Annotated in this window: 17 protein-coding genes; 11 read left to right on the plus strand and 6 right to left on the minus strand. The window is 50.7% G+C overall.

Features of this window, described 5'->3' with window-relative positions:
- Positions 1-5 precede the first annotated feature (5 nt).
- Entirely contained in the window at positions 6-1,178 is a 1,173-nt protein-coding gene (locus LAT77_RS06870; RefSeq protein ID WP_290563823.1) for a PLP-dependent aspartate aminotransferase family protein, read from the plus strand.
- The gene (locus LAT77_RS06875; RefSeq protein WP_290563824.1) at positions 1,178-1,597 is read left to right on the plus strand and encodes a VOC family protein; all 420 of its coding nucleotides are present in this window, start codon (positions 1,178-1,180) and stop codon (positions 1,595-1,597) included. The genes LAT77_RS06870 and LAT77_RS06875 overlap by 1 nt, the downstream gene beginning before the upstream one ends.
- A gap of 46 nt (positions 1,598-1,643) precedes the next feature.
- Here the strand turns inward: LAT77_RS06875 and LAT77_RS06880 are convergent, their stop codons facing one another.
- Together LAT77_RS06880 and LAT77_RS06885 are read right to left on the minus strand one after the other, a co-directional pair.
- A complete protein-coding gene (locus LAT77_RS06880; protein ID WP_290563825.1) occupies positions 1,644-2,729 on the minus strand; it encodes an alanine racemase in 1,086 nt (361 codons plus the stop codon).
- A 9-nt stretch (positions 2,730-2,738) separates the two neighbouring features.
- A complete protein-coding gene (locus LAT77_RS06885) occupies positions 2,739-3,734 on the minus strand; it encodes a threonine/serine dehydratase (RefSeq protein ID WP_290563826.1) in 996 nt (331 codons plus the stop codon).
- Positions 3,735-3,823: 89 nt separating this feature from the next.
- Here LAT77_RS06885 and LAT77_RS06890 point away from each other — a divergent pair, with 89 nt between their 5' ends.
- Together LAT77_RS06890 and LAT77_RS06895 are read left to right on the plus strand one after the other, a co-directional pair.
- Positions 3,824-4,429, plus strand: coding sequence for a YhgN family NAAT transporter (locus LAT77_RS06890; protein WP_290563827.1), 606 nt, complete (start codon positions 3,824-3,826; stop codon positions 4,427-4,429).
- The gene (locus LAT77_RS06895; protein ID WP_290563828.1) at positions 4,422-5,009 is read left to right on the plus strand and encodes a YjaG family protein; all 588 of its coding nucleotides are present in this window, start codon (positions 4,422-4,424) and stop codon (positions 5,007-5,009) included. The genes LAT77_RS06890 and LAT77_RS06895 overlap by 8 nt, the downstream gene beginning before the upstream one ends.
- A gap of 9 nt (positions 5,010-5,018) precedes the next feature.
- Here LAT77_RS06895 and LAT77_RS06900 read toward each other — a convergent pair whose 3' ends face one another.
- Both LAT77_RS06900 and rsmD read right to left on the minus strand, forming a co-directional pair.
- Positions 5,019-5,321: a DUF1145 domain-containing protein gene (locus LAT77_RS06900; protein WP_290563829.1), complete on the minus strand. Its 303-nt coding sequence runs from the start codon at positions 5,319-5,321 to the stop codon at positions 5,019-5,021.
- Positions 5,318-5,935 carry a 16S rRNA (guanine(966)-N(2))-methyltransferase RsmD gene (gene rsmD / locus LAT77_RS06905; RefSeq protein ID WP_290563830.1) on the minus strand — a complete coding sequence of 206 codons (618 nt, stop codon included), beginning with the start codon at positions 5,933-5,935 and terminating at the stop codon, positions 5,318-5,320. The genes LAT77_RS06900 and rsmD overlap by 4 nt, the downstream gene beginning before the upstream one ends.
- A gap of 150 nt (positions 5,936-6,085) precedes the next feature.
- Between rsmD and ftsY the strand changes: the two genes are divergently transcribed.
- The 5 genes from ftsY (at position 6,086) to LAT77_RS06930 (ending at position 10,608) form a co-directional block, all read left to right on the plus strand.
- A complete protein-coding gene (gene ftsY / locus LAT77_RS06910; protein WP_290563831.1) occupies positions 6,086-7,456 on the plus strand; it encodes a signal recognition particle-docking protein FtsY in 1,371 nt (456 codons plus the stop codon).
- Positions 7,457-7,504: 48 nt separating this feature from the next.
- Positions 7,505-8,215 (plus strand): cell division ATP-binding protein FtsE, encoded by a 711-nt coding sequence (gene ftsE, locus LAT77_RS06915; protein WP_290563832.1) that lies wholly within the window; start codon positions 7,505-7,507, stop codon positions 8,213-8,215.
- Positions 8,206-9,195, plus strand: a complete 990-nt coding sequence (gene ftsX, locus LAT77_RS06920; RefSeq protein ID WP_290563833.1) for a permease-like cell division protein FtsX — start codon at positions 8,206-8,208, stop codon at positions 9,193-9,195. The genes ftsE and ftsX overlap by 10 nt, the downstream gene beginning before the upstream one ends.
- Positions 9,196-9,389: 194 nt before the next feature.
- Positions 9,390-10,250, plus strand: coding sequence for an RNA polymerase sigma factor RpoH (gene rpoH, locus LAT77_RS06925; protein ID WP_290563834.1), 861 nt, complete (start codon positions 9,390-9,392; stop codon positions 10,248-10,250).
- 85 nt (positions 10,251-10,335) lie between these two features.
- Complete coding sequence (locus LAT77_RS06930; RefSeq protein WP_290563835.1) at positions 10,336-10,608, plus strand: YkgJ family cysteine cluster protein; 273 nt, start codon at positions 10,336-10,338, stop codon at positions 10,606-10,608.
- A 22-nt stretch (positions 10,609-10,630) separates the two neighbouring features.
- Here the strand turns inward: LAT77_RS06930 and LAT77_RS06935 are convergent, their stop codons facing one another.
- Positions 10,631-11,860 carry a peptidoglycan DD-metalloendopeptidase family protein gene (locus LAT77_RS06935; RefSeq protein ID WP_290563836.1) on the minus strand — a complete coding sequence of 410 codons (1,230 nt, stop codon included), beginning with the start codon at positions 11,858-11,860 and terminating at the stop codon, positions 10,631-10,633.
- A 7-nt stretch (positions 11,861-11,867) separates the two neighbouring features.
- Complete coding sequence (gene gpmI / locus LAT77_RS06940; RefSeq protein ID WP_290563837.1) at positions 11,868-13,412, minus strand: 2,3-bisphosphoglycerate-independent phosphoglycerate mutase; 1,545 nt, start codon at positions 13,410-13,412, stop codon at positions 11,868-11,870.
- A gap of 211 nt (positions 13,413-13,623) precedes the next feature.
- Here gpmI and LAT77_RS06945 point away from each other — a divergent pair, with 211 nt between their 5' ends.
- Positions 13,624-14,076: a rhodanese-like domain-containing protein gene (locus LAT77_RS06945; RefSeq protein ID WP_290563838.1), complete on the plus strand. Its 453-nt coding sequence runs from the start codon at positions 13,624-13,626 to the stop codon at positions 14,074-14,076.
- A gap of 72 nt (positions 14,077-14,148) precedes the next feature.
- The gene (gene secB, locus LAT77_RS06950) at positions 14,149-14,655 is read left to right on the plus strand and encodes a protein-export chaperone SecB (RefSeq protein ID WP_290563839.1); all 507 of its coding nucleotides are present in this window, start codon (positions 14,149-14,151) and stop codon (positions 14,653-14,655) included.
- Positions 14,656-14,673: the final 18 nt, after the last annotated feature.

The raw sequence follows: 14,673 nt of genomic DNA on the forward strand, positions 1-14,673 counted from the left end.
ATAACATGCGTAATACCGACCATTTAGGTTTTGCAACCCGCACCATTCACGGTGGTCAGGAGCCGGAGCCAACGACCGGCGCGGTCATGCCACCGATTGTGACCAGCTCGACCTATATTCAGTCAAGCCCAGGCGTGCATGCCGGTTTTGAGTATTCGCGTTCACAGAACCCAACCCGGTTTGCGTGGGAGCGTGCGGTGGCCAATTTAGAAAGTGGCACACGGGGCTATGCATTTGCCTCAGGTATGGCGGCAACCTCGACCATTCTTGAATTGCTCGATAGCGGCGATCACGTGGTTGCCATGGACGACTTGTACGGTGGTAGTTTCCGCTTGTTCGACAAAGTTCGTGGTCGTTCAGCAGGTTTGCACTTTAGTTACGTCGACCTAACCGATTTAGCGGCATTAAAAGCGGCGTTCACCCCGAAAACCCGGATGCTGTGGGTGGAAACACCAAGCAATCCGATGCTGAAATTAGTCGATATTAAAGCGGTTGTTGCCTGTGCACGCGCACACAACCCCGACATGATTGTGGTGGTCGACAACACGTTTGCAACGCCTTATAACCAGCGGCCACTGGAAATGGGTGTGGACATTGTGATGCACTCGGCGACGAAATATTTGAATGGCCATTCGGATATGGTCGGTGGTATCGCTGTGGTTGGCGAGCGCGAAGATCTGCAAGAACAAATGGCGTTTTTACAGAACTCAATTGGTGCGGTAGCGGGTCCATTCGACTCCTATCTTGCGCTCCGTGGCGTGAAGACTTTAGCGTTGCGAATGAAGCACCATAACGAGGCGGCACTGGAAATCGCCAAGTGGTTGGAAGCACACCCGCGCGTGCGTCAGGTCATTCACCCAGGTCTTGAGAGTCACCCGCAACACGAGTTAGCGAAAGCGCAAATGAGTGGTTTCGGTGGCATGATTTCGATTTTCCTCGATGGCGACTTAGAGTCGGCACGTCGCTTCCTTGAGGCCGTGGAAATTTTTGCGTTGGCTGAATCTTTAGGTGGCGTGGAAAGCTTAATCGAGCACCCGGCGATTATGACCCATGCCTCGATTCCGGCAGAAAACCGTCAGAAACTGGGTATTCATGACAATTTCGTGCGCATTTCTGTGGGTATCGAAGACACCCAAGACTTAATTAACGACCTGCAACAAGCGTTGGAGAAAATGTAATGGCGATCCCTCCGTTTCATCTCGCAATTCCGGTGGACGACTTAGCGAAAGCGCGGGCGTTTTATGGTGAGTTGCTCGGTTGTGCAGAGGGTCGCAGTAGTGACCATTGGATTGACTGGAATTTTTACGGTCACCAACTGGTCACTCATGTTGCTCCAGAGCGTTTGTTGCCGCCGGTGACTAATCCGGTGGATGGCCATGACGTTCCGGTGCCGCATTTTGGTGCGGTATTGGATATGGACAGCTGGCAGTCATTGGCCGACAAGGTGCGTGCCGCGGGTATCGATTTTGTGATCGAGCCCTACGTGCGTTTTCAAGGACAGCCGGGCGAACAAGCCACCATGTTCTTTTATGACCCTGCAGGTAATGCGCTGGAATTCAAAGCCTTTGCGGATTTGGCCAATCTATTTGCCAAATAATTATTCTCGGCATGTGACGTTGTAGCATCAGGGCGAATGTCGCAGTTTAAATAACCCGACATTCGCCTTTTGCGGCGTCCATGACTAAACATGAATGCGCCGGCACAATCAGCAGCAAATCGCCCAACTTCAGTTCTTTCATCATGGCGTCGGGCACTTTAACCTTGCCATGCTCTTGCGACAACCCACGTAATTCTGCACCGACAACAGGACCAGCCCAGCCGCTTGCGGTCATGTGCATGACTTGGCCATAGCAAGGTTTACCGTCGATGGTGACAAAGTCTTTGCTAAAGTGCACAGCACCACCATGAATGACAACTTCACCGCGCTCTGGGTAACGAGCGATCACTGGGCAAGCGACGGCCAAAGCGATGTCTTGCCAGTCACAAGCGCCAATGCGCTGCATCATCAGATCATAAAATACATAATTACCGGGGCGAATTTCGTCAGCGCCAGGAAATTCACTCATGCGACTGCAGGTTGGTGTGTCACCGACACTGATGCGCAGCTGCTCACGAGGAAACTGCAGGCGTTCCACAAGTTCCGCAAGGCGGCTTAAACTTTCGTTGTGAACCTGAGCAATACCACTGTCACCGCGCATTTGATAACTATTCCCTGCATGCAATAACAAACCGACTTGGCGCACGGACGCTACCCCTGAAGCTTGTTGTAACAACGCATCAATGCGTTCGTGCTGACGCCAGGAAATGCCGGTGCGACCATAACCAGCGTCAACTTCAACATAGACATCGACCGGGTGTTGCAGACTGCGAATCGTTTTTAAAGCATCGTCATGTTCAATGGTTAGCCCGAGCTTTACCTCCTGAGCTAAGCGATTGTATGCAGGCAACTGGCGCGGGTTTAACGGAATTGCAATGAGTATGTCCTGCCAGCCAGCGTCAGCAAATGTCCGCGCCATCGCCACCGACGACACCGCAATTGGCGTGTCAGTTGGAGCCCCAAACCAACGTCCGACCGTGACCGACTGGTGGGTTTTGAAATGTGGTCGCAAGGCGACTTTGGCGTGCGCAGCCTTAGCGCGCATACGTTCGATATTACGCTTGCTCTTTTGACTGTCGACCAAAACTTCTGGACCCGAAATCGTATTCCAATTGACCGTTTTTGTTGCCATAAGAAGCTGTTACTCCGCTTGAAGATGCAAACGCTGCACTGGCCAAGGTAAGTGAGCCACTGCGACATTGCCACCACTCAGAATTAAGCCAAGTCGTTGACCGTGAAAGCGTTCGCGATACTTACAGACGGCAGCAAACACAGTGGCAGAAGAAGGCTCAACGATAAGATGCAGGTGTTGCCAAATTAACCGCATGGCGTCGATAATTTCTTGCTCGTTGACCACCAGGATATCGTTCACGCGCTCTTGAATCACCGCAAACGTATGCTCACCTAAGCTGGTTAATAGCCCATCACAAATACTGCGCGGCGGCATTGCCGGCTGAATTTTACCGCTGTGCAAGGACGCGGCACCATCGCTCGCCAATTCGGGCTCGACGCCATACACGGCAATACCTTGGCTATGCGCAACCATGGCGCTACCCGACAGTAGACCGCCACCGCCTAAAGGGGTAAGCAATACGTCTAAATCCGGTTCAACTTTAAGTAGCTCCAGCGCTGCAGTCCCTTGACCAGCGATAATATAGGGATGGTCATAAGGTGGAATGAACGGCAGGCCACTTTCCTCGCGCCACTGCTGCACGATGGCTTCACGGGCAGCCATGCCGGGTTCAATTTCAGTTATTAACGCACCGGAACGGGCAATATTCTGTTTTTTGACCGCTGGCGCATTGTTGGGTACAGCGACGCGCACCGGAATACCGAGTTCGCGACCCGCTGCAGCGAGTGCCGCTCCATGATTACCTGACGACACAGTGAACACACCCTTGGCGCGCTCTTCTGCGGTTAAGTGCAGGAGTGCATGCATTGCGCCGCGAAACTTAAAGGCGCCGGTATGCTGTAAGTTTTCGCATTTAAAGTGCAGCTCGGCACCAGCAATTTCATTGAGAATAGGGCTGGTTAAAACGGGAGTCTGTACGATATAAGGCGCGATCAATTTATCGGCTCGCTGAATGAAAGCAAGGTTCAAGGCGTCACTACCGGCAAGGTTTTGCCATCCTGTCACAATTAAAACTCCGCTTAACTGGCCGTAAACTATGCTTCTAGAGTACAATAACTTACTGTTAGCAGGCCAGTTTTGTTTAAGGAGCAGACATGGATACGTTGACCGCGGCGATCACGTTGCTGTTAATTATGAACCCACTGGGTAACTTACCGATTTTTATTTCGGTTTTACGCCATGTGGATCCCAAACGCCGTCGCAAAGTACTCATCCGTGAATTGCTCTTTGCCTTGTTCTTCATGTTGCTATTTTTGTACCTTGGCAGCGCTTTGCTCGATGCGTTAGGCCTGCGTCAAGAAGCGGTCACCATTGCCGGTGGTATTATTCTATTCATCATTGCGCTGCGATTAATTTTCCCACAGCCAGGTGGCGTGTTGGGTTTACCTGCGGGTGACGAGCCGTTTATTGTCCCGCTCGCTATACCACTGATTTCTGGACCTTCGCTGTTGGCGACGTTAATTTTATTAGCGAGTCAGTCGCCCGATCGGATGTTTGACTGGACCCTTGCAAGCGTTTCTGCGTGGGCAATTTCGGCGACAATTCTGCTATTTAGCAATTTCGTTTTGCGGGCTCTGGGTCAACGCGGCTTGAATGCGGTTGAGCGTCTTATGGGTCTTTTACTTGTGATGATTGCGGTGCAAATGTTCCTCGACGGGATTGTTGCTTACATTGAACAAACGGGGCTTTTAAATGGCTAAAAAGACAACCTTTCAGCGCATTCGCGCCCTTGATTATCGCCAACAAGCGGCCCTAGCGGCGTATTTGTGTGAACGTATGCTGCCAAACTACGACCGCTTTGCGGACAGTACCGGCTTCGGTGACAGCAAAGTGTTGCGCGGAGCACTCAACGCGGCATGGGATAAGTTGGCGGTGAATAAAGGTAGCGACTGGCAACGGTGGCAGGAAAAACTCGAAGAAGTGACACCCAATGAACAGGACTTTGATGTGCTCGGCATGTATCCAGCCATTGCCGCCTGCACAGCGCTGAGTTCATTGCTGCAAGGATTAGACGACCGTGATCCAATTCCCTGCCTCGATGTCGCCAAGATTTCGCAAGGCTCAGTGGCGCATTTTCTCGAGCTGGGCGAGCTCGCTGAAATCGACGATGCTGGACAACGCGCTGTTGAGATCGAGCAACATCCTCTGATGGCGTACGAAATTGATATTCAGCAAGCCATGATTGATTTTCTTGAAGACGTTGTCGATGTCGACAAAGATACCGTGCGGGAAATGCGCACGATTGCTCGTGAAGAAGGCATATCGAATTTGGGGCTTTAATTTAAACCATTAGCCCTTGTTTTGACTATCCAGCTGATTGCGCTTTTGCAATGCCATCAGCCAACCGATGACACCAAAAAAGAAGATGGCCACATAGTCTTTGCCGCTGACCGCTAAGCCTTTGTTTTTCAGCGGTTGGTGGAAGGCCGAATAGAAGATAAATACCTGCAACACATGCAGCAGGCTTAAAATCATCAATAACAACGAAAATAACGCCACTTGACCTTTGCTTGAGGCGAAAAACAATGCGCCGATCAGAAACCCCCAAATACCGATAAATACAACTTTGCCGATTAAAATCACGTACTTCATAGCGGTTCCTCTTCGTATTCACCAGTAATGTAGAGTCGACTAAGCACCTGACCTGCTTGCTTTTCGCGATACAGCAACCAATGTGGTGGCGTGGTGTACTGTAAGCCTTTTTCGGTTTCAATGTAGATAAAGCGACCGGGTTTGCTCAACTTACGCTCGTGAATAAGCTGAAGGCAGGGCTGCAGTAAGTTTTGACCAAAAGGCGGGTCGAGAAAAATAACGTCAAAAGCGTCTTGTTCAGACAGAATCTGCAGATTCATCAAGGCTTGAATGGCATCGGTGGTGATAACGTGGCTGTTTGCTTGCGCCTGCAAAACCGCTAAATTTTGCTGAAGCTGCCGAGCGGCTTGCGCTGATTTCTCAATAAAGATAACTTGCTCGGCACCGCGTGACAGCGCTTCTAAACCTAGACTACCCGTGCCGGCAAACGCATCGAGAACCCGTGCCTGCTGCAGTTCAAACTGGAGCCAATTGAATACGGTTTCTTTAACCCGATCGGTCGTTGGCCGTAATCCGGGTAAATCGGCGACGGTCAGTTTGCGGCCACGCCAGCGCCCCCCGATGATGCGGATTTGTCCGTTTTTACCATTTGTGCGTGGGCTTGTTTTCTTCACAGTTGCCTTTCTGTACTTGGTTGGAATCGCGGCTATTGTAGCCTGTTGGCGACCAAACTGTCATTTTTCTCTGCGATCCGCACGTACACATCAAGGTGCGCTCGTGATAGTATATTTGGTCATCAGAATGAGTATGAGAAGAAGTTGCACATGGCAAAGAAAGGTTCATTTTTTTCCTCTTTATTTGGTCGTAAAAAACACGACGAACAGAAGCCCGATCCGATCGTTAGCGAAACGCCGCTGGCTGACGCGGAAAAGCCTTTAGCGGACACAAAGGAGCCTTTAGCGGACACAAAGGAGCCTTCAGCGCCCAGTAAAGAGCCTTCAGCGCCCAAAAAAGAGCTACCTTCTGCGGTGGATGATGCTGCAACCGCAATGCAAGAGTCGGCTGCGGGTGTAAAGACTGACTATCGGCAAGAACAATCCGCGGAAGTGGTAACGACTGCTGCCAACGAACCTGTAGACGTTGAGATTGAAGTCGAACCGGCAATGGCCACCGAGCATGCCGCCGAGCGTTCATCTGCAACAGAGGCAACCTCTGCGCCTGCATCAGAGCCAACAGCAACCGCCGAACGTCCCGCCAAGAAAAGTTGGTGGCAGCGTTTGCGTGAAGGCTTACAAAAAACCTCGTCATCGCTGGGTTCAGGTTTAGCTAACCTGTTTGTCGGCAAAAAAATTGATGACGAATTGTTTGAAGACTTAGAAACCCATTTGCTGATGGCCGACGTTGGCGTGGCGACCACGCGCAAGATCATCGACGATCTGACCGACCATGCTTCACGCCAAGAATTGAAAGATGCCGAGTTACTGTACAGTAAGTTGAAAGAAGACATGGCCGCACTGTTAGCGCCGGTCTCGCAGCCGCTGAGCATGGAGAACAGCGAAGGGCCATTCGTGATTCTTATGGTCGGCGTTAATGGCGTCGGCAAAACCACCACCATTGGCAAACTCGCACGTCAATTTCAAAACGAAGGTAAGTCAGTGATGCTCGCGGCAGGCGATACGTTCCGAGCCGCAGCGGTTGAGCAGCTGCAAGTTTGGGGTGAGCGCAATCAAATTCCTGTGGTCGCACAACATACGGGGGCGGATAGCGCTTCGGTTATTTTTGATGCCGTACAAGCTGCGAAAGCACGCAAAGTCGATGTGTTGATTGCAGACACGGCGGGACGTTTGCAGAACAAAGCGCATCTGATGGAAGAATTAAAGAAAATCACTCGGGTCATGAAAAAGCTTGATGTGCAGATGCCACACGAAGTGCTCTTGACCCTTGATGCCGGCACAGGTCAGAATGCCATAAGTCAGGCGAAATTATTTAACGAGGCGGTGGGTGTGACCGGCCTCGTGATGACGAAACTCGACGGTACTGCAAAGGGGGGTGTGATTTTTGCGTTGGCCGATCAGTTTAAGATCCCGATTCGCTATATCGGCGTCGGTGAATCACTGGAAGACTTGCGTCCGTTTGTCGCCACCGAGTTTGTCGACGCATTATTTAATCAAAACGAGAAGGGTGCTGACGCTTAAGACGCCCTAACTGCTCCAGCGCAATAACAACAAGAGGCATAGTCGCCAATGATCCGCTTTGAGCAAGTCAGTAAAACCTATCCGGGAGGCTTCCAAGCCCTGAAAAAGGTGACCTTCGAGTTGCCCCCCGGAGAACTTGCGTTTCTTACTGGTCACTCCGGTGCTGGTAAAAGTACCTTATTGCGTTTGGTCGCGCTGATGGAACGACCGTCGTTAGGCCGAGTACTCATTAACGGCCACGATCTGAATAAAATAAAAAGCCGGCAAATTCCCTATTTACGCCGCGATATCGGCATGATTTTCCAAGACCATCGCTTGCTGATGGACAAAACGGTGTTTGATAATGTCGCGCTGCCGTTGTACATCGAAGGGTTTACCCAGTCGGAAGCGAAAAAGCGGGTGCAAGCAGCACTCGACAAAGTCGGCTTGCGCGGCCATGAACGCAAGTATCCGATCATGCTTTCGGGTGGTGAACAACAGCGTGTCGGTATTGCTCGGGCTATCGTCAATAAACCACCGCTGCTGTTGGCGGATGAGCCGACTGGAAATCTTGACCCGAAATTATCGCTTGAAATCATGCAACTCTTTGAGTCCTTCCACCAAGTGGGCGTGTCGGTTTTAATTGCGACCCATGACCTCGCTCTAGTCGCTCGCATGCGCCATCGTAACTTGGTTTTGAAAGATGGCTTCATGATTGATGACGGTTTAGCTGGAAGTCAGTTTGATCCGCTAGGCGAGGAGTTGCCGTCATGGGATTGATTAGTAGCGGTTCCAGCAAAAAGTCGAGCGGTGCCCGCAGTGTGAAAATTTCATTCTGGCGGCGGCTGGTGATGTTCTTCGTGACCAACCTACAGCAGGGTATTGGCAGTCTCGGTGAATTAAGCCGGACGCCTTGGGCGTCCTTGATGACCATCGCTGTGCTTGGTCTCAGTTTAACCCTACCTGCGACCTTATATGTGGTGGTGAAAAACGCTCAGTCAGCGACGGGTGAATGGGATCAGGCTGCCGAAATCAGTTTGTTCTTACGAAAGGACCTGCAAACGCAAGAAATTCAGTCCTTTCGTGAACGTGTGCGGCTGATGAACGAAGTTGAAACGGTGAACTTAATCGACCGTGAAGCCGGCTTACGTGAATTTCGAGAAAGCTCGGGATTTGGCAGCGCACTGGACTACTTACAATCAAACCCGTTGCCTGATGTGCTCGTTGTTGTACCTGTTCCCGAATATCGCAGTTCCGAACGTGCCCAACGTCTATTGGGCGTACTTGAGCAGGAGCGAGAAGTAGATTCCGCGCGACTCGACTTGCAATGGTTGCAACGTTTGCAGGCCATCGTCAATGTCGTCGAGAATAGCCTCGCTGCACTGGCGATCTTATTGTCACTAGCGGTCGTATTAATTGTCGGTAACACCATTCGTTTAGCGATTTTAAATCGGCGCGACGAAATTATGATTATGAAATTGGTCGGCGCCACCAATGCCTATATCCAGCGCCCATTTTTGTACACAGGGTTTTGGTATGGCGTGATTGGTGGCGTGATTGCTTGGATTAGTACCACGTTAATGGTGTGGTGGATTAGCGCTTCGGTCGCGCAGCTGACCGCATTGTATGACAGCAGCTTCCGCTTGGCAGGTCTGGATTTTAGCGAAATGATGGTGCTTTGGTTAGTGGCAATTGTCTTGGGTTTGCTGGGTTCATGGATTGCTGTTCGTCGCCATGTGGCGGCTATTGAACCGACGTAAAATACGCGTGTCATCAATTCGTTACAAAGTTAAGTTATAACCCGCTTGCACCGGTGATTTTCTTTGTTAGAATGAGGGATGGTTTAACGTACCGGAAGTGCTTTGGAAAGCGCATTTTGCGGAACTTTTGACGCGTTTAACGGTCTTAATTTTTGTGAAACATAGATTCGGTTCGCTTGAAGTGAGGGTAGTAAATGACTGCACATTCTGAATCAATGGCCTTGATGGTTCCCCGCACGGGTAGCTTGGAAGCCTATATCGCATCGGTGAATAGTATTCCGATGCTCAGTGCAGAGGAAGAAAAATCACTGGCTGAGCGTTTACAGGAAAGTGGCGACTTACAAGCTGCACGGCAGCTGATCATGTCGCACTTGCGGTTTGTCGTGCATGTCGCACGCAGTTACCAAGGTTATGGCCTGCCGCAAGCTGATTTAATTCAAGAAGGGAATATCGGGTTGATGAAGGCGGTTAAACGCTTCGACCCAACCGTTGGTGTTCGCTTAGTGTCTTTTGCTGTGCATTGGATCAAAGCTGAGATCCATGAATATGTCTTGCGCAACTGGCGTATCGTTAAAGTTGCAACCACGAAAGCACAGCGCAAATTATTCTTTAACTTGCGTAAAGCGAAGAAGCGTTTAGGCTGGTTCACGCACGATGAAGTGAATACGGTTGCGCAGGAGCTTGGTGTCAGTAGTTCGGAAGTGCTGGAAATGGAGTCGCGTATGAGCGCCCATGACGCAGCCTTTGACGCCGGTGTGGATGATAATGACGACAATGAAACCGTATTTGCGCCTTCACAATATTTAGAAGACAAGTCGTCAGATGTTGCCGCGACTGTTGAAGCGGAAAACTGGGAAGCGCAAGCGAATCGCCGTTTAAGTTCAGCTTTGGCGAGCTTGGACGAGCGCAGCCAAGAAATTATTCGCGCTCGCTGGTTAGACGATGGTAATAAGGCTACCTTGCATGACTTAGCGGAGACCTTCCAAGTGTCTGCAGAGCGGATTCGTCAGCTTGAAGCGAATGCGATGAAGAAATTACGTGTAGCAATGCAATAAGTCTTTGTTTCACGTCGGAACGAACTTGAACAAGCCAGCTGCAATGCTGGCTTGTTTGTTTTTAGAGCTGTGATGGAGACAGAAATTGGAGTGTCGTAAAGGATGTGGGGCGTGCTGCATTGCGCCATCCATTTCAAGTCCAATCCCAGGGATGCCTAACGGTAAACCAGCAAATACTCGGTGTGTCCAGCTTGATGACAACAATTTGTGTCGGCTGTTTGGTTTGCCAGAGCGTCCTAAAGTGTGTGTTGACTTTACCGCTCAAGCATACGTGTGTGGTACCCATCGAGACGAGGCACTTATTTTGCTTCTGGACTTAGAACAGGCGACTGCTACGGACATGCCGAACGTTAATTAACGTCCGACGCGGTCAGATCAAGTTAGCGGCGCATATAAGGTGCGGGATTAATCGGGTTGCCTTCGTGGCGGATTTCAAAATACAAACTGGCTTCACGCTGCCCGCCACTTTGCCCTGCCAGGGCAATGGTTTCACCACGACGCACAGGTTCACCAACGTTCTTCAGTAGTGCTTGGTTGTAGCCATATAGACTCATGTAATGCTCACCATGGTCAATGACCACGACCATGCCAAAACCGCGCAGCCAATCGGAATAAATGACGCGACCATCGGCAATGGCTTTCACTGGCGCTTCCAGCTCGGTATTCATCACAACCCCACGCCAACGCACTTGGCCGCTGCGTTGCTGGCCAAAACTATGTCGCAGCGAACCCGTCACCGGCCAAGTAAGCTGTCCACGGAGATTAGCCAAGCCATCGAGTTGAATACCTTGTTGTGCGAGTACTTGTTGCAGGGCAGCAAGGAGGTCATTGAGTTCTTGCTCGTTACGCAATAGGTTGGCCAAGGTCGCCTCGTCCGACTGCTGTTCGCGTTGCAAGCGAGCGACTAATTGCTGTTGTTCCTGTTGCTGCTTGGCCAAGGTTTCCCGTTGCTGTTGTTGCTGACGAAAGGTGCTGGCGAGGGTTTGCCGCTGCGATTCAACTTCTGCTTGCACTTCTTTGAGTTGTGCTTCGAGGCTGTGAAGCTTCTCTAACTCCGCAAGACGGGCTTCATTGAGGAATTCATAATAAGCGAGCATTCGTTCAAAGCGAGCAGGACTCTGTTGGTTCAGCAGCATTTTTAGAAAGCCTTCGTCACCGTTGCGATAAGCCGATTCAATTTGATCTGCAAGTAAGTTCGCTTGCGTTTCTACTTCGCTTTGCAGGCGAGCTTGTTCTTGTTCAAGCTCATAGATATGACCTTCAACCTGAGCGATGCGCAATTCAGTTTGCCGCACAGCTTGGCTCGCTTGCTGCACTTTGCTCTCTAACTCGCGTAACTCGCGCTCGGTGCGCGATAAACGTTCTTGCCGCCGCTCGATTGCGCGACGTTGTTGTTGAATCTCGCGTTGCAGGGCAGCGAGTTGCTGCTCTGCACGCGCTTGCTCGGCACGTGGATCATTGGCGTGACTCGGCTGTGCTCCGGCAGCAAGGAAAATCATGACGCTGATTGTGAGGGTAAGCAAACCCTGCTGAACATATGCAGGCAACCGCAATCGTGCAGCGCGCGGAGGCACCTTATGAGCCATGTGAAGCACACGATTGCGTTGCATGCGCATCTTATCCTTTGAGTTGCATGAGCACTTTGCCGGTCATTTCTGGCGGCGTCTCCATACCCAGTAAATGCAGCATGGTCGGGGCAATATCCGATAAACGACCACCTTCAATCGGCATCGCCTCGCGGCCAACATAAAGCAAGGGCACGAGGTTGCTGGTGTGTGCGGTGTGCGATTGACCCGTTTGGTGATCATTCATTTGCTCAGCGTTACCATGATCAGCCGTAATCAAACACTCACCACCGTTTCGTTGCAGTGCTTCGACAACACGCCCGACTGCCAGATCAACCGCTTCGCAGGCCTGCTTGGCAGCCTCAAAGTTACCCGTGTGGCCGACCATGTCACCATTCGGATAGTTACAAATAATAACGTCAAACTTACCGCTGTCGATGGCCTCAACTAAGGCGTCGGTGAGTTCTACTGAGCTCATTTCCGGCTGCAAATCGTAAGTCGCCACTTGCGGTGAAGGGATGAGTACCCGTTCTTCTCCAGCAAATGTGTCTTCACGGCCGCCGCTGAAAAAGAAAGTGACGTGTGCATACTTCTCGGTTTCAGAAATACGCAACTGAGTTTTGTTGTGCTTGGCGAGCCATTCACCGAGCACATTGTCGAGTGACTCAGGCGGGTAGGCTACCGGCGCTTGAATATCGGCCGCATATTCGGTCAACATGACAAAATCGGCAAGTTGCGGTCGTGGACTGCGATCGAAGTGGTCGAATTCAGCATCGACAAAGACGCGGGTCAGTTCACGGGCGCGATCGGCTCGGAAGTTCATGAAAAATACCGCGTCGCCGTTGGTTATCGGCGTTGCTTCGCCAATCCAAGTGGGCTTGACGAATTCGTCGCTTTCATCACGCTGATAGGCTTGCTCTAAACCGTCAACGGCGGAGTGCACATGAAACTCGCTCTCTGCCTGCGTAAGTAACCGCCATGCTTTCTCAACACGATCCCAGCGATTGTCGCGATCCATCGCAAAATAACGGCCGCAGAGGCTGGCGAAGCGCGCACCGGGTAGCGATTTAAATGCTTTTTCAAAGCGCTCAATAGACGTCATCGCCGAACGCGGTGGGGTATCACGACCATCCAAAAATGCATGAACCAGAACCTCATCGGCACCGCGTTCTTTCGCGAATTTCACCATCGCTAGTAAATGGTCTTCATGACTATGCACACCACCTGGCGACAATAAGCCCATGATATGTACGCGCCCGTTGGCAGCGATGGCTTTATCGAGGGCAGCGAGTAACACTGGATTAGCTTGAAAGTCGCCGTCTTCAATTGCTTTAGTAATGCGGGTAAAGTCCTGATAGACGATCCGGCCCGCACCTAAGTTAACGTGGCCGACTTCGGAATTACCCATTTGTCCATCGGGTAAGCCGACGGCCATGCCCGAGCCATCAATCAGGGTATTGGGAACAGTCTGGTATAAACGATCGAGATTGGGTGTATGAGCAGCGGCAATCGCATTGTCAGGAGCCGCTTCGCGGGCACCCCAACCATCAAGAATCAACAGGGCTAGCGTTTTTTTACCAGTCTGCGTGGCGGCCATGTGAGCTCCTCTTTCGACGTTAAAACCAAGAAGGCTACGAAATGAAAATCATTCCGAAAAATATTCCCTAAGTTTAACGTATTTAGGGCATAGAAGCACCTCAAAACTACAGATTTTACTGGCATCTGAGAGCTGAGAAGGTATACTCTTGCGCAAACTTTTGAACGCATTTTTAAGCGTGCGGTCAGAAAGCAGAATTACAGGAGAGATCATGGAACAATTATTCCAGTTCGCCATGGAACATTACATTCTCAGCACGTTGTGGCTAATTGTATTTGTCATGTTGGTGATGGATATCGCGAAAAAACGTTTTTCATCGATACAGCCTTTAAAACCGCAAGAAGCAGTGATCAAGGTGAATCGTGGTGGTCTATTTGTCGACATTCGTTCAGCTGACGAATTCAGTAAAGCGAATATTACAGGTTCGAAGCACTTGCCGATGGAAAAAGTTCGTGCAGGTGACTTTAAAACCCTTGAGAAATTCAAAGATGCCCCCATTGTAACCGTATGCAACTACGGAAACACTGCGCGGACCGCTGCAACGGCCTTGGTCAAAGCAGGATTTTCTCAGGTGTATGTGCTGCAAGGTGGCTTGCAAGCATGGCAAGGAGCGAGCTTACCGGTGAGTAAGGCTCCAGAAAAACAACAAAAAAAGAAGAAGTAGCATCGCTCCTGAACGCAGTGCGGCGACGTATAAATTTCATTTCATCACTTTAAGTTAAAGCAGGTAAGTACAATGGCTGAAGAGCAAAACAACCAAGCAAATGGCGCAGCACAAAACGAACAGCAAGCTGGCGCGCAGTTCTCAATTCAACGCATTTACGTGAAAGACGTCTCGTTTGAAGCGCCGAATAGCCCAACCATCTTCCGCAAAGAGTGGAAGCCAGAGTTAAGCGTAGACATGAACGTGAACAACACCAAGCTTGAAGACGGTGTTCACGAAGTTGTTCTGACTTTAACCGTGAAAAATGTCGTTGATGGCGAAACCGCGTTTCTCTGTGAAGTTGCTCAAGCTGGTATTTTCACGATTCCTGCAGACATTCCAGAGCAAGCGATGGCTCACACCGTTGGCGCATTCTGCCCAACAATTTTGTTCCCATATGCGCGTGAAGCAGTCTCTGCACTTGTCACTAAGGGTACTTTCCCGCAGTTGAACTTAGCGCCAATCAATTTTGACGCTGTGTTTGCTCAGCACATGCAGCAGCAAGAGCAGCAAGCTCAAGCGCAACAAGCTGACGCGTAAGCAACGGACACCGACTGT

The organism is Aliidiomarina sp. (genome assembly GCF_022565475.1).
GTDB lineage: Bacteria > Pseudomonadota > Gammaproteobacteria > Enterobacterales > Alteromonadaceae > Aliidiomarina.

Bases quoted from the DNA above. Each gene is read 5' to 3' on its own strand.
- ftsY (WP_290563831.1), top strand. From the start codon at position 6,086: ATGGCAAAGAAAGGTTCATTTTTTTCCTCTTTATTTGGTCGTAAAAAA.
- LAT77_RS06890 (WP_290563827.1), top strand. From the start codon at position 3,824: ATGGATACGTTGACCGCGGCGATCACGTTGCTGTTAATTATGAACCCA.
- LAT77_RS06880 (WP_290563825.1), bottom strand. From the start codon at position 2,729: ATGGCAACAAAAACGGTCAATTGGAATACGATTTCGGGTCCAGAAGTT.
- LAT77_RS06870 (WP_290563823.1), top strand. From the start codon at position 6: ATGCGTAATACCGACCATTTAGGTTTTGCAACCCGCACCATTCACGGT.
- LAT77_RS06935 (WP_290563836.1), bottom strand. From the start codon at position 11,860: ATGCAACGCAATCGTGTGCTTCACATGGCTCATAAGGTGCCTCCGCGC.
- LAT77_RS06895 (WP_290563828.1), top strand. From the start codon at position 4,422: ATGGCTAAAAAGACAACCTTTCAGCGCATTCGCGCCCTTGATTATCGC.
- LAT77_RS06900 (WP_290563829.1), bottom strand. From the start codon at position 5,321: ATGAAGTACGTGATTTTAATCGGCAAAGTTGTATTTATCGGTATTTGG.
- LAT77_RS06945 (WP_290563838.1), top strand. From the start codon at position 13,624: ATGGAACAATTATTCCAGTTCGCCATGGAACATTACATTCTCAGCACG.
- ftsE (WP_290563832.1), top strand. From the start codon at position 7,505: ATGATCCGCTTTGAGCAAGTCAGTAAAACCTATCCGGGAGGCTTCCAA.
- rpoH (WP_290563834.1), top strand. From the start codon at position 9,390: ATGACTGCACATTCTGAATCAATGGCCTTGATGGTTCCCCGCACGGGT.
- gpmI (WP_290563837.1), bottom strand. From the start codon at position 13,412: ATGGCCGCCACGCAGACTGGTAAAAAAACGCTAGCCCTGTTGATTCTT.
- ftsX (WP_290563833.1), top strand. From the start codon at position 8,206: ATGGGATTGATTAGTAGCGGTTCCAGCAAAAAGTCGAGCGGTGCCCGC.
- secB (WP_290563839.1), top strand. From the start codon at position 14,149: ATGGCTGAAGAGCAAAACAACCAAGCAAATGGCGCAGCACAAAACGAA.
- LAT77_RS06875 (WP_290563824.1), top strand. From the start codon at position 1,178: ATGGCGATCCCTCCGTTTCATCTCGCAATTCCGGTGGACGACTTAGCG.